This window comes from Streptococcus mitis, from assembly GCF_965111725.1.
In the GTDB taxonomy this organism is placed as follows: Bacteria; Bacillota; Bacilli; order Lactobacillales; family Streptococcaceae; genus Streptococcus; species Streptococcus mitis_DV.
The window spans coordinates 2128554-2141924 of sequence record NZ_OZ217341.1; the positions used below are offsets into that span (position 1 = coordinate 2128554).

Here is a 13371-nt window from a genome sequence, read left to right on the forward strand (position 1 = left end):
ACAAAATTGACAGATAAAAATTTGAATATTTCCGTATTTTCTAGTAGAATAAATATATTACACATATAGGAGAAAAACATTGCTTACAGTATCTGATGTTTCACTACGTTTTAGTGATCGCAAACTTTTTGATGATGTCAATATCAAATTTACAGAAGGAAATACTTACGGATTAATCGGTGCTAATGGTGCCGGAAAATCAACCTTTTTAAAAATTTTAGCGGGTGATATCGAACCTACTACTGGTCACATCTCTCTTGGTCCAGATGAACGTCTCTCTGTTCTTCGTCAAAATCACTTTGACTATGAAGACGAACGTGCCATTGATGTCGTTATCATGGGAAATGAAAAACTTTATAGCATCATGAAAGAGAAAGATGCCATCTACATGAAGGAAGATTTCTCAGACGAAGATGGAGTGCGTGCTGCCGAACTCGAAGGAGAGTTTGCCGAGCTTGGGGGCTGGGAAGCAGAAAGTGAAGCCTCTCAACTCCTTCAAAACCTAAATATCCCAGAAGAATTGCACTATCAAAATATGAGCGAATTGGCCAACGGTGAAAAAGTAAAGGTTCTCCTCGCCAAAGCACTTTTTGGTAAACCAGATGTTCTTCTCTTGGACGAGCCCACCAACGGTTTAGACATCCAATCTATTACTTGGTTAGAAGACTTCTTGATTGACTTTGATAACACCGTTATCGTAGTATCCCACGACCGTCACTTCTTAAACAAAGTATGTACTCACATGGCCGACCTTGACTTTGGAAAAATCAAACTCTATGTCGGAAACTATGACTTCTGGAAGGAATCTTCTGAACTCGCTGCTAAATTGCTAGCAGACCGTAATGCCAAAGCAGAAGAAAAAATTAAACAATTGCAAGAGTTCGTTGCTCGTTTCTCTGCTAATGCTTCTAAATCAAGACAAGCAACATCACGTAAGAAAATGCTTGATAAGATTGAACTTGAAGAAATTGTACCATCTAGTCGTAAATATCCATTTATCAACTTTAAAGCGGAACGTGAGATTGGTAATGATCTCTTGACAGTAGAAAATCTAACTGTAAAGATTGATGGTGAGACTATTTTAGATAATATCAGCTTTATCTTGCGTCCAGGTGATAAGACAGCGCTTATTGGACAGAATGACATCCAAACGACTGCATTAATTCGTGCAATCATGGGAGACATTGACTATGAAGGAACTGTCAAGTGGGGAGTTACTACTAGCCGTTCTTACTTGCCAAAAGATAACTCAGCTGATTTCGCAGGGGGAGAGTCAATCCTTGATTGGTTGCGTCAATTCGCAAGTAAAGAAGAAGATGACAATACTTTCCTACGTGGCTTCCTCGGCCGTATGCTCTTCTCTGGAGATGAGGTTAACAAACCTGTCAACGTCTTGTCAGGGGGAGAAAAAGTTCGTGTCATGCTTTCAAAACTCATGCTCTTAAAATCAAATGTCCTTGTCCTCGATGATCCAACCAATCACTTGGACTTGGAATCTATCTCAAGCTTGAACGATGGATTGAAAAACTTTAAAGAATCAATCATCTTTGCCAGCCATGACCACGAGTTTATTCAAACTTTGGCTAACCATATCATTGTCTTGTCTAAAAATGGCGTCATCGATCGTATCGATGAAACCTACGATGAATTCCTAGAAAATGCAGAAGTACAAGCAAAAGTTAAAGAACTTTGGAAAGACTAAATAAAACTTCAAAACTCAGTTGGGTTAACCAGCTGAGTTTTCTAACATTTTATGAGGTAACATGAAATTATTTTTTAAAACATATTGGATCTATTTTGTTTCTTTCATCATTCCCGTAATCATTATGATAGGAGTATATCTATCTCAAGGTATCTACTGGAATAGCGATACATCTCCTCTATTAGGAGATGGCTTTCATCAATACGTTATTTTTGATGTAGCTTTACGAAATATCCTACATGGAAATGGTAGTCTGTTTTACACCTTTACAAGTGGCCTTGGATTAAATTTCTATGCCCTATCTAGTTATTACTTAGGTAGTTTCTTTTCACCACTAGTTTACTTTTTTGATCTAACGAATATGCCAGATGCTGTCTATATGACAACTCTCTTAAAATTTGGATTGATTGGACTGTCAACTTACTTTAGTTTAAATAAATTATTTCAATCGATTCCTAATCCTTTAAAACTAGCTTTATCTACTTCCTATGCTCTGATGAGCTTTACCGTTAGTCAGTTAGAGATAAAAACCTGGCTAGATGTTTTTATCTTGATTCCTTTAATTATAACTGGTTTACAGCTACTTATCACTGAAAAGAAATTCCTATTGTACTTTACAAGTCTGTCAATCTTATTTGTCCAAAACTATTATTTTGGCTATATGACAGCATTGTTTCTTATTTTCTGGTATCTCTGTCAAATTTCTTGGGACTTTAAAACCCGCAAATCATCTTTTCTTGATTTTGTTGTCACCTCCTTTTTAGCTGGTATGGCTAGTTTAATTATGACTCTTCCCACTCTATTTGATTTACAGACACATGGGGAAAAATTGACTGAAGTTACAAAGTTTCAAACTGAAAGTAGCTGGTATCTTGATCTCTTTGCTAAGCAATTCATCGGTTCCTTTGATACAACCAAGTATGGGGCTATTCCAATGATTTTTGTCGGACTACTCCCCTTTATTTTGACCATTTTATTTTTTACGATGAAATCTATTAAGTTTCACGTGAAACTTATCTATGCAATCTTCTTTGCATTTCTAATTGCCAGCTTTTATATAGAAGCTCTTGATTTATTTTGGCAAGGTATGCATACTCCAAATATGTTTTTACATCGCTATTCTTGGATTTTCTCTACCTTGTTAATTTACACAGCAGCGGAAGTCTTAAATCGTCTGAAAGAAATTAAAATCTGGAATTTTTTAGTTTCGCTTTTTCTTATAGTAACAGGATTTTTAACTACCATCTATCTAAAATTACATTATTCTTTTTTAACAGATTTGAATATTCTACTGACTCTTGAATTTTTGGTTGTCTATTCTCTTTTACTCCTTGCAGTTATCAAAAAGTTTATCTCTGTAAATCTATTTGCCATTCTAATCTCTTTATTTATGATGGTTGAAATAAGTTTAAATGCTTCATCTCAAATGGACGGAATTGCTAAGGAATGGGGATTTGCTTCTCGAAGTTCATATAATCGAGATATCCCAGCTATGGAATCTTTCTCAACATATATTGGAAATCAATTTACTCGTACTGAGAAACTAGAGACTCAGACAGGAAATGACAGTATGAAATTCAACTACAATGGAATCTCTCAATTTTCATCTGTTCGAAATCGTTCAGCAAGCTCTACTTTGGATAAACTTGGGTTTAAATCCTCTGGGACTAATCTCAATCTCCGCTATGCAAATAATAGTATTTTGGCTGATAGTTTATTTGGTATCCAGTATAATATCTCAGACAGTCCTATTGATAAGTATGGTTTTAAAGATATCTATCAAAAAGATAATCTTACCCTATATGAAAATCAATTCTCTCTTCCGATTGCCTTTGCTAGTCAGTCTGTTTACAATGATGTCAAGTTCAATGAACACACTTTGGATAATCAAGCCTCGTTTTTAAATCAACTTGCCAACGTCAATTTTGATTATTTTTCTCCAATACCTTATGAAAAAACTGAAAATACTGATGATTTGATTAGTGTTACAAGTTCTTCAAATGAGGATGCAGCAATCCAGTATCAAATTGAAGTACCAGAAAACAGCCAAGTTTATCTTTCTTTCACAAATCTTCACTTTTCTAATGATAAACAAAAGAAGGTTGACATCCTTGTAAATGGAGAAAAGAAAACTTTTACAACTGATAATGCCTTCTCCTTCTTTAATCTAGGTTATACAAAAGAGACAAAAACTTTCAATATTCATGTTAGTTTCCCTGGAAATTCACAAGTATCATTTGAATCTCCTACCTTCTATCGTTTAGATACCCAAACTTTCACCAAGGCAATTCAAAAAATTAAAGAACAACCTGTAACAGTATCAACTTCTAAAAACAAGGTTTTTGCTACATATGATGTCCAACAAGATACATCTATTTTCTTCACTATTCCTTATGACAAAGGTTGGTCTGCCTACCAAGATGGTAAGAAAATAGAAATTAAACAAGCTCAAACTGGCTTTATGAAAGTTGACATTCCAAAGGGAAAAGGAACTATTACACTTTCCTTCATTCCCAATGGTTTTATTACTGGAGCAATCTGTTCCTTTACTTCTCTTTTACTATTTGGAATCTATAATCACAAACGAAAGTCTTCTAAGACATAAAAGAGGCTAGGCAAAAACTCAATTTCAGGAAAATGAAGTAAATCTTCCCACAATAAAACGCATAGTATCAAGGTTTTCAACACCTGATATTATGCGTTTTTATGATTTTAAAGACTTTTTGCCCAGCCTCTTTTAATCTTCCTCCATTTTCTTAGGTTGATAGGCTAGCATACCTAAACCAATAAATAGAGCTAGTATCACGGCAAGGAAAACGACTTGATGATAAATATTTCCTGTCATAGAAATTGTTTGTCGTAATCCAGAAACCGAATAACTCATTGGTAACCAAGGATTAATGGCTCTAAAGAAATCATTTGTCAAGGCAATTGGATAAGTACCGGCACTTGATGCTAGCTGTAATAAAAGCAAAATAAGAGAGAAGAAAGCTCCTATACGGCTATTCCATGTTGTTAAAGCAGTCACCATGGACATGAATACTAAACTTGTTAGGATAATGAGAATAAATGTTCTCATTTCATGATTAGCAGTTAAACCAATAATATGAACTCCTCCATATACCAAAATTCCTGCTAAAACAGCTATAATACCATTTATTTCAGCTCGAGATTTCAACCAAGCCCAACGGCTCTCTGGATGACGTCCTGAAGGCAACTTCGCAAAGATCATATTCGTTGATATTGCTGCAACAAAAAGAGCAACTGATATCATATAAGGAGCCATTGCAATTCCATTTACAGGAACTTGATCATTGTCTGTTTTTGAAAGATTGAGTGGATTTGACAAAATCTCTGCATTTTTAGATTCTGTTGATGCTGATTTGAGTTGATCACTAGCATTACTTAGTCCTTTTCCTAAAGAAGCAACTCCTGTCTGTAAATCTTCCACTCCAGAAGTTAACTTTGTTCCACCTTCTGCTAGTTTCCCAGCTCCATCTGCCAATTTATTAGCTCCATTCTCTAATTGAGAAGCACCTGAAATTAACTGACTGGATTTGTCAGCTAGTTGGCTAGAGCCTGACTGCAATTTATCAACTCCTGCTATCAATTCTTGACTCTTTTGATTCAATTGGTTAGAGCCAGTTGATAATTTTTCAATACCAGACACTAATTCTGGAGTTTTTTCAACTAATTGACCAACTCCTGCTGTCAAGCTAGAAGATTTTTGTGTCAAGGTGTTTGAGCCTGAAACTAGTTGATCCAAACTACCTGTCAAGGTGGCATTTTTTTCACTTAGTTGACTTGCGCCTTGAGAAAATTTATCAACACCTGCAATATATGCGTTTACACCTAGTGCAATCGACTGACTAGCAGGAACTAATTTCCTCGTCACTGCTCCCTGTATTTCTGTTAATCCACTTGACAATCCTGTCAAAGAAGTAGAAGCAAGCGGTAATACTTGATTAGCTTGATTTTTTAAAATCGAAAGATTAGATGATTGATTTTGTAAGTTTTCTAAACTTCCCTGTAAACCTTTAACTAAAGCTACAATTGACTGAGCCGATTGAATACTATCAGTTGAATTTTGAGATACAGAAGCGCTTATCTCAGCTTGTTGCTCACTTGTCAATGATTGATAAGCTGCTGTCGATTGAATATTGGCTAATGTAGTTGCTTTATCAGACTGAGCACTTGCTAACATTTGATTAGAAAGAGATGCTATACTTGATAAAACAGAATCTAATTGTTTTGTATCTCCAACATCAATATTTTGAATAGCTTGACTTAACTGATTTAGACCGGAAGATAATTGAGCAATTTGATCTTTTTGATCAGACGAAGCATCTAACTTGCTAGAAAGTTGTTGAATTCCTTCACTTAATTGCTCCAGCCCCATTCGAAGTGTAGCTGATTGATTGGATAACTGATTAGCACCTGTTGCAAGATTTCCCACTCCGTTTGTATAGGCACTAACACCAGATGAAAATTGAGTAAGACCAGCATTGAGCTGAGAAACACCGCCAGTATAGGATTCTACACCAGTATATAACTGATTGATTCCTCTCACTAATTCAGGACTTTTAGAAGATAATTGACCTAATCCGCTATCTAATTGACTCACTGCACTAGTATATGTAACTAAACCACTATTAAAATTCCCTAAGCCAAGATGAAGTTGTTCAACACCAGAGACATAAGAGGATAATCCTTTAGTAAACTGCTCCGTTCCATTTGAAAATGTTAAACTTGAATCTGCTAAAGAGTGTAGGTTAGTAGTTAATGTTTGACTTCCTGTCGCTAACTGATTCGCTCCATCAGTTAATTTTTCACTACCAGAAGCTGCTTGACTCATCCCATCCTTTAAATCGATTATTTTGTTAAATAAGGCTTTAGTATAGGTCTCAGTTACATTTGTAGAAACATTCTGCTTTAATTGTGTCATTGCAGAATCACTCATCTTGCTTGCAATAAAGCTATGACCACTTGAAGTCTGATAATCGATTTGCATTTGCTCTGGATGATTCGTTAAAATAGAAGATGCTTTTTCAGATAAATCACTGGGTAAAGTCACTACCATATAGTAATCGCCATCTTCCAATCCCTTCTTTCCTTCTTCTTCATCTACAAAATGAAAATCCAAGGTTTTATTTTCTTTTAAATTGGACACCATGTCTTTTCCTAGTGCCATAGTATTACCATTATAGGAAGCCTCTTTATCATTATTGACAACTGCCACAGGTAAGTCAGACAATTGACCATATGGATCCCACATTGATGACAAAAATATGATATTGTACAGAGCTGGAATAAAAGAAATCCCGATCATGACAATAATAAAGGTTGGTTTTTTAAAAATTGCTTTCCATTCTTTAAACATAGATTCTCCTTTTTTAAACATATTGTCTAAAATTTTGATATAATAGATTATACATTAAAAAATCTAAATTACAAGATAAAAAATCCATTTTTTAGACAGATAGTCTAATTTGTTTACAAGGAGGAAATATGCAAGAAAGTAACAAACGCTTAAAAACAAAGCGAACTATTGAAAATGCTATGGTACAATTACTGATGGAACAGCCATTTGATCAAATTTCTACTGTCAAGCTAGCAGAAAAAGCCGGAATTAGTCGTTCCAGCTTCTATACTCACTATAAGGATAAGTATGATATGATCGAGCACTATCAAAGCAAACTATTCCATACATTTGAATATATTTTTCAAAAACATACTCATCACAAAAGAGAAGCTATTTTAGAAGTATTTGAATATCTGGAGTCAGAACCACTTCTGGCTGCCCTTCTTTCTGAAAATGGGACTAAAGAAATCCAAAATTTCTTACGAAATAAACTTCATATCATGCTCAGTACAGATTTACAAAAGCGATTTATTCAACTAAATCTAAACACCACTGAATTAGAATATAGTAGCATCTATCTAACTCATGCACTTTTTGGTGTCTGTCAAACTTGGATTGCACATGGAAAAAAAGAAAGTCCTCAAGAAATAACAGACTTCCTTATGAAGATGCTTGGTGATGCAAATTGATATAAAAAGAGGAACACAGATGTGTTCCCTTTTATCTATACTCCGCCAGTAGGACTCGAACCTACGACATCATGATTAACAGTCATGCGCTACTACCAACTGAGCTATGGCGGATAAAATAGTCCGTACGGGATTCGAACCCGTGTTACCGCCGTGAAAAGGCGGTGTCTTAACCCCTTGACCAACGGACCTTCTATCTGTAGCAGATATAACCATTATATCAATTTCTTGCTAATTGTCAATCACTTTTGAGATTTTTTCTCTAAAATATCTTTTAATTTTCTAATTTTTAATCTTGAAATAGGACAACGATGGTCTTCATAGAAAACAATTTCTAAGTTTTTTCGATCAATCTCTCTGATATTGCCTATATTTACCAAAAATGACTTATGAGGAGAATAAAATCGCTGAGTATGTTTGTCCTTTTCCTGAATATCTGTCATGGTACCGTAAAACTCTTTGGCAAAATTCTTACCAATAATGCGCAATTTATGAGAGACTCCTGTCGTTTCAATATACAAAATATCATGGTAAGGGATTTTTAAATCATTTCCCTTGTAATTGTAGTCAAAATAGTCTACAACATCTTCATTTTCAAGTAACATACTCTTCGTGTAGAAGATATTTTGCTCAATTCTCTTCTTAAACATCTCATCATTGATATCCTTATCAACAAAATCTAGGGCTGATACCTGGTATTTATAGGTCAGAGTCGCAAACTCTGATCGACTAGTGATAAAGACGATAATAGCGTAAGGATTGTAATGACGAATGAGTTGAGCCACTTCAAATCCCTTTTTCTCAATCCCATGAATATCGATATCTAGGAAATAAAGCTGATTTACTTCATCGTTCTCAATGTATTCTTCAAATTCACGGACTTTTCCCGTTGTCTTGTATGATATTGGAATATTCGATTCTTTCGAAATTTCATCCAATATTCTTTCTAGTCTCACTTGATGTTCAATAACATCTTCTAAAATTAAAACTTTCATTCAAATTCCCTCTTAAATCTAATAATTTGTCTAAATGTACTGCCTTCCATCTCTGTTTCTAAAATAATATTGTTGTACTTATTTAGTAGTTCTTTTACATTATTTAATCCGACTCCGCGATTTCTTCCCTTAGTAGAGAATCCTAAGGCAAATAGATCTCCTGAAGGAGTCATCGTCATTTTACATGAATTCTGAATCACAATAACTGTTTCAGTTTCCATCTTAATAACTGCTACTTCCATCTGCTTTTTATAGCTATCAGCTGAACCTTCAACAGCATTGTTCAATAAAACACTCATGATACGAACCAAATCCAATAGTTCGATTGGGAGCTTGGTAATCGTATCTTTTACTTCCAGTGTAAACTCTACACCATTATTTCGAGCATAGACAATGGACTGAGCAACCAAACTTCGTAAAGCTGAATCTTCTATGTTGTTCAAATCAAAGTAAGTGTACTTATCTGAACGCAGTTTATGATTGGCTTTGACCAAAACTTCATTGTAAACTCTGTCAATTTCCTGTAAATCACCACTGTCAATTGCCATCTGCATACTGACAAGCATTCCAGCATAGTCATGTCGAAAACCACGGATTTCATTATACAGTCCGACAATTTCGTCTGTATAGTTTTGTAAATGTTTCTGTTCAAATTTCTTCTGCTTCAAAGCAATCTCTTTCTCCATTTGTTCTTTATGCGAATTCATTGCAAAGAAGGTCAAAAGGAGAGAAATAAAGACAATAGATGACAAAATACTTCCAAAACTATTCAAATGTTTAACCGTACTTACCATATCTGAAACGAAAGATGCAGTATGGAGCAGTAGTAAAGCAAACAATACTTTTTTCAAGAAAGGATAAAGGTAGTCCTTATCAAAATAGGCTAGTTCTAGATGGAAATAATGAATGATTTTTAAGATAACAACATAAGTCAATACCGTTACAACGAAAAAGAATGGGTCATGATATTGTAAAACAAAATTATCTCCTGTTATAGAAGAGAAAGTTACGGACAGAAAGTTATGAGTGCTCTCATATAAAAGTGCTAGTAGTAAACTTAGGAATAATCCTCTATCCCTCTCATACTGTTTAATCCATCGAAAATAGGAATATAAGCCCAAAGGAAATAAAAATGTTGCAATCCCTAACCCATCTAAATTTAGAAGATATAAGGGAAAATCAAGTGCTATTGCTGTTAGTAATGTATAAGCACCAAAAACGTATAGTTCTCTTCTATTTACTTGACCTTTACAAATTAAATGGTAACTGTAACTAATAATTAAAAAATAAACAATAACTGTCCCAAATCCAAGCAAATTCATTACTCTTTCTCCTTATTTCATTACTGTTTTATTTGGAAAATAAAATCACGGAGTAATCTTGACAGTCTACTTTCCCCACCTTTAATCTTTTGCAAGTCTTTTTCCTTCAAGGCTACAAACTGTTCCAATTTAACTGTGTTTTTCATAATAAAATCTCCTAAAATGTTTTTTTCTTGTAAGCTAACTTACAAAAACCATTATACAAAATGAAATTTCATTTTAGATAAAATTCTCTCAACTGTCATTTTTTTCTCCCCAAGTGTACTTTTTTAAGAAAAAAGCCGGGAAAATTCCCAGCTTTGCTACTATATTGATCCCAGCAGGATTCGAACCTGCGACCGTTCGCTTAGAAGGCGAATGCTCTATCCAGCTGAGCTATGAGACCTAACACATCTATTCTACCAAAAATTCAATTAAAAGTCAATTTTCTATTTATGATAGGGTGATCCCTGCTGAATCGTAAAAGCGCGATAGATTTGTTCAACAAGAACTAGTCTCATTAACTGATGTGGTAAAGTTAGACGGCCAAAACTAACAGAAAGATTGGCTCTCTTTTTTACATCCTGTGCTAACCCCAGACTCCCTCCAATAATAAAGGTAAGAGTAGAAAATCCTTTTATAGAAGCTTCTTCTAACTGCTTACTAAATTCTTCTGAGGAGAAAGTTTTCCCTTCAATAGCTAACGCAATAACAAAATCACGGTCGCCAACTTTTGATAAAATTCTTTGACCTTCTATTTCTAAAATCTTTTGATTTTCTGATTCACTGGCCTTATCTGGTGTTTTTTCATCTGCTAGCTCAATCATTTCAAGCTTAGCAAATCTAGAAATTCGTTTTAAATACTCTGCAATACCATCTTTTAAATACTTTTCTTTCAGTTTCCCAACTGTTACAACTTTAATTTTCATGACTCTATTCTAACATATTCTCTATTTTTTCACATCTTATTCACAAAATAAAAAAATAGATTTCAATTGAGAAAATCACAGTTTTAAAAGAGTTATCCACAGTTTGTGTAAAACTTTTGTGTTTAAGTTATAATTAAGCTAGTCAGTTTATACTTTCAGTAATTCAAAAATATGGAGGCAAATATGAAACATTTAAAAACATTTTACAAAAAAGGGTTTCAATTATTAGTCGTTATCGTCATTAGCTTTTTTAGTGGAGCCTTGGGTAGTTTTTCAATAGCTCAACTAACTCAAAAAAGTAGTATAAGCAACTCCAACAATAATAGCACTATCACACAAACTGCCTATAAGAACGAAAATTCAACAACACAGGCTGTTAATAAAGTAAAAGATGCTGTTGTTTCTGTTATTACTTATTCAGCAAACAGACAAAATAGCGTATTTGGCAATGATGAGACTGATACAGATTCTCAGCAAATCTCTAGTGAAGGATCGGGAGTTATTTATAAAAAGAATGATAAAGAAGCTTACATCGTCACCAATAATCACGTTATAAATGGCGCCAGCAAAGTAGATATTCGATTGTCAGATGGGACTAAAGTACCTGGAGAAATCGTCGGAGCGGATACTTTCTCTGATATTGCTGTCGTCAAAATCTCTTCAGAAAAAGTGACAACAGTAGCTGAGTTTGGTGATTCTAGCAAGTTAACCGTAGGAGAAACTGCTATTGCTATTGGTAGCCCATTGGGTTCTGAATATGCAAATACTGTCACTCAAGGTATCGTATCTAGTCTTAATCGAAATGTATCTTTAAAATCTGAAGATGGACAAGCCATTTCTACAAAAGCCATCCAAACTGATACTGCTATTAACCCAGGTAACTCTGGTGGCCCACTAATCAATATTCAAGGACAGGTTATCGGAATTACCTCAAGTAAAATTGCCACAAATGGAGGAACATCTGTAGAAGGCCTTGGTTTCGCAATTCCTGCAAATGATGCTATCAATATTATTGAACAGTTAGAAAAGAACGGAAAAGTGACACGCCCAGCTTTGGGAATCCAGATGGTTAATTTATCTAATATAAGTACAAGCGACATCAGAAGACTTAATATTCCAAGCAGTGTAACATCTGGTGTAGTTGTTCGTTCTGTGCAAAGTAATATGCCTGCAAATGGTCACCTTGAAAAATACGATGTTATTACAAAAGTAGATGACAAAGACATTACTTCATCAACAGACTTACAAAGTGCTCTTTACAATCATTCTATCGGAGACACCATTAAGATCACTTACTATCGTAACGGTAAAGAAGAAACTACATCTATTAAACTTGACAAGAGTTCAGGTGATTTAGAATCTTAATTGACATCTATGTAAAGAAAACTTTACATAAGAGAAAAGATGTGTTAGTGTAGAATCATGGAAAAATTTGAAATGATTTCTATCACGGATATACAAAAAAATCCCTATCAACCTCGAAAAGAATTTGATAGAGAAAAACTAGATGAACTAGCACAGTCTATCAAAGAAAATGGTATCATTCAACCGATTATTGTTCGTCAATCTCCTGTAATTGGTTATGAAATCCTTGCAGGAGAGAGACGCTATCTGGCTTCACTTTTAGCTGGTCTAACATCTATCCCCGCTGTTGTTAAACAACTTTCAGACCAAGAAATGATGGTCCAGTCCATCATTGAAAATTTACAAAGAGAAAATTTAAATCCAATAGAAGAAGCACGCGCCTATGAATCTCTCGTAGAGAAAGGATTTACCCATGCTGAAATTGCAAATAAAATGGGCAAGTCTCGTCCTTATATCAGCAACTCCATTCGTTTGCTTTCCTTGCCATATGCTATCCTATCAGAAGTAGAAAGTGGCAAACTATCACAAGCCCATGCACGTTCTCTAGTTGGGTTGAATAAGGAACAACAAGACTATTTCTTTCAACGAATTATAGAAGAAGACATTTCTGTAAGAAAGTTAGAAGCTCTTCTGACAGAGAAAAAACAAAAGAAACAGCAAAAAACTGATCATTTCATACAAAATGAAGAAGAGCAGTTAAAAAAACTACTCGGATTAGATGTAGAAATCAAATTGTCTAAAAAAGACAGTGGAAAAATCATTATTTCTTTTTCAAATCAAGAAGAATACAGTAGAATTATCAACAGCCTGAAATAAGGCTGTTCTTTTATTTTTTTATCTCACAAGGTTATCCACTATTTTTTTCGATAAAAAGCTTACTAAATCAATAGTTTCTGACTTTATCCCCAACCTGTGGATAAAACTTGATAACATTGTGGATTATTTTTCACAGCTTGTGGAAAATTCTTGCTATCTATGGTAAAATATCTCTAGTATTAAACTTTTAAATAGTAAAGGAGGAGAAAGGA

At 34.4% G+C, this 13371-nt stretch carries 10 protein-coding genes and 3 tRNA genes; 5 read left to right on the plus strand and 8 right to left on the minus strand.

Annotated features, from left to right (window positions below; translation table 11 throughout):
• Nucleotides 1-79: 79 nt before the first annotated feature.
• Nucleotides 80-1702: an ATP-binding cassette domain-containing protein gene (locus tag ACLV7Q_RS10180; RefSeq protein ID WP_000958774.1), complete on the plus strand. Its 1623-nt coding sequence runs from the start codon at nt 80-82 to the stop codon at nt 1700-1702.
• Nucleotides 1703-1763: 61 nt separating this feature from the next.
• Complete coding sequence (locus ACLV7Q_RS10185; RefSeq protein WP_218757902.1) at nt 1764-4307, plus strand: YfhO family protein; 2544 nt, start codon at nt 1764-1766, stop codon at nt 4305-4307.
• A 132-nt stretch (nt 4308-4439) separates the two neighbouring features.
• Here the strand turns inward: ACLV7Q_RS10185 and ACLV7Q_RS10190 are convergent, their stop codons facing one another.
• Nucleotides 4440-7082 carry a YhgE/Pip family protein gene (locus tag ACLV7Q_RS10190; protein ID WP_218757901.1) on the minus strand — a complete coding sequence of 881 codons (2643 nt, stop codon included), beginning with the start codon at nt 7080-7082 and terminating at the stop codon, nt 4440-4442.
• A 128-nt stretch (nt 7083-7210) separates the two neighbouring features.
• Here ACLV7Q_RS10190 and ACLV7Q_RS10195 point away from each other — a divergent pair, with 128 nt between their 5' ends.
• On the plus strand, nt 7211-7753 hold the full coding sequence (locus tag ACLV7Q_RS10195; protein ID WP_057488235.1) for a TetR/AcrR family transcriptional regulator: 543 nt from the start codon (nt 7211-7213) through the stop codon (nt 7751-7753).
• A 40-nt stretch (nt 7754-7793) separates the two neighbouring features.
• On the opposite strand, the gene ACLV7Q_RS10200 is transcribed toward ACLV7Q_RS10195, so the two are convergent.
• The 7 genes from ACLV7Q_RS10200 to rlmH all read right to left on the minus strand — a co-directional run bounded on the left by ACLV7Q_RS10200 (nt 7794) and on the right by rlmH (nt 10978).
• Nucleotides 7794-7867 (minus strand) — tRNA-Asn (locus tag ACLV7Q_RS10200).
• A 5-nt stretch (nt 7868-7872) separates the two neighbouring features.
• A tRNA-Glu gene (locus ACLV7Q_RS10205) sits at nt 7873-7944 on the minus strand.
• A gap of 51 nt (nt 7945-7995) precedes the next feature.
• Nucleotides 7996-8748 carry a competence system response regulator transcription factor ComE gene (gene comE, locus ACLV7Q_RS10210; RefSeq protein WP_000866065.1) on the minus strand — a complete coding sequence of 251 codons (753 nt, stop codon included), beginning with the start codon at nt 8746-8748 and terminating at the stop codon, nt 7996-7998.
• Nucleotides 8745-10070 (minus strand): GHKL domain-containing protein, encoded by a 1326-nt coding sequence (gene comD, locus ACLV7Q_RS10215; RefSeq protein ID WP_218757900.1) that lies wholly within the window; start codon nt 10068-10070, stop codon nt 8745-8747. The genes comE and comD overlap by 4 nt, the downstream gene beginning before the upstream one ends.
• Before the next feature lie 20 nt (nt 10071-10090).
• Nucleotides 10091-10216 carry a competence-stimulating peptide ComC gene (comC, locus tag ACLV7Q_RS10220; protein WP_218757899.1) on the minus strand — a complete coding sequence of 42 codons (126 nt, stop codon included), beginning with the start codon at nt 10214-10216 and terminating at the stop codon, nt 10091-10093.
• A gap of 165 nt (nt 10217-10381) precedes the next feature.
• Nucleotides 10382-10455: transfer RNA gene (locus tag ACLV7Q_RS10225), tRNA-Arg, on the minus strand.
• 43 nt (nt 10456-10498) lie between these two features.
• Nucleotides 10499-10978, minus strand: coding sequence for a 23S rRNA (pseudouridine(1915)-N(3))-methyltransferase RlmH (gene rlmH / locus ACLV7Q_RS10230; protein WP_084367488.1), 480 nt, complete (start codon nt 10976-10978; stop codon nt 10499-10501).
• Nucleotides 10979-11161: 183 nt separating this feature from the next.
• Between rlmH and ACLV7Q_RS10235 the strand changes: the two genes are divergently transcribed.
• Both ACLV7Q_RS10235 and ACLV7Q_RS10240 read left to right on the plus strand, forming a co-directional pair.
• Nucleotides 11162-12343 carry a S1C family serine protease gene (locus tag ACLV7Q_RS10235; RefSeq protein WP_176139267.1) on the plus strand — a complete coding sequence of 394 codons (1182 nt, stop codon included), beginning with the start codon at nt 11162-11164 and terminating at the stop codon, nt 12341-12343.
• Nucleotides 12344-12400: 57 nt separating this feature from the next.
• Nucleotides 12401-13159, plus strand: a complete 759-nt coding sequence (locus ACLV7Q_RS10240) for a ParB/RepB/Spo0J family partition protein (protein WP_218757898.1) — start codon at nt 12401-12403, stop codon at nt 13157-13159.
• Nucleotides 13160-13371 lie beyond the last annotated feature (212 nt).

Coding starts and splice junctions, on each gene's coding strand:
- ACLV7Q_RS10240 (WP_218757898.1), top strand. CDS start 12,401: ATGGAAAAATTTGAAATGATTTCTATCACGGATATACAAAAAAATCCC.
- rlmH (WP_084367488.1), bottom strand. CDS start 10,978: ATGAAAATTAAAGTTGTAACAGTTGGGAAACTGAAAGAAAAGTATTTA.
- comE (WP_000866065.1), bottom strand. CDS start 8,748: ATGAAAGTTTTAATTTTAGAAGATGTTATTGAACATCAAGTGAGACTA.
- comD (WP_218757900.1), bottom strand. CDS start 10,070: ATGAATTTGCTTGGATTTGGGACAGTTATTGTTTATTTTTTAATTATT.
- ACLV7Q_RS10190 (WP_218757901.1), bottom strand. CDS start 7,082: ATGTTTAAAGAATGGAAAGCAATTTTTAAAAAACCAACCTTTATTATT.
- ACLV7Q_RS10195 (WP_057488235.1), top strand. CDS start 7,211: ATGCAAGAAAGTAACAAACGCTTAAAAACAAAGCGAACTATTGAAAAT.
- ACLV7Q_RS10235 (WP_176139267.1), top strand. CDS start 11,162: ATGAAACATTTAAAAACATTTTACAAAAAAGGGTTTCAATTATTAGTC.
- ACLV7Q_RS10185 (WP_218757902.1), top strand. CDS start 1,764: ATGAAATTATTTTTTAAAACATATTGGATCTATTTTGTTTCTTTCATC.
- comC (WP_218757899.1), bottom strand. CDS start 10,216: ATGAAAAACACAGTTAAATTGGAACAGTTTGTAGCCTTGAAGGAAAAA.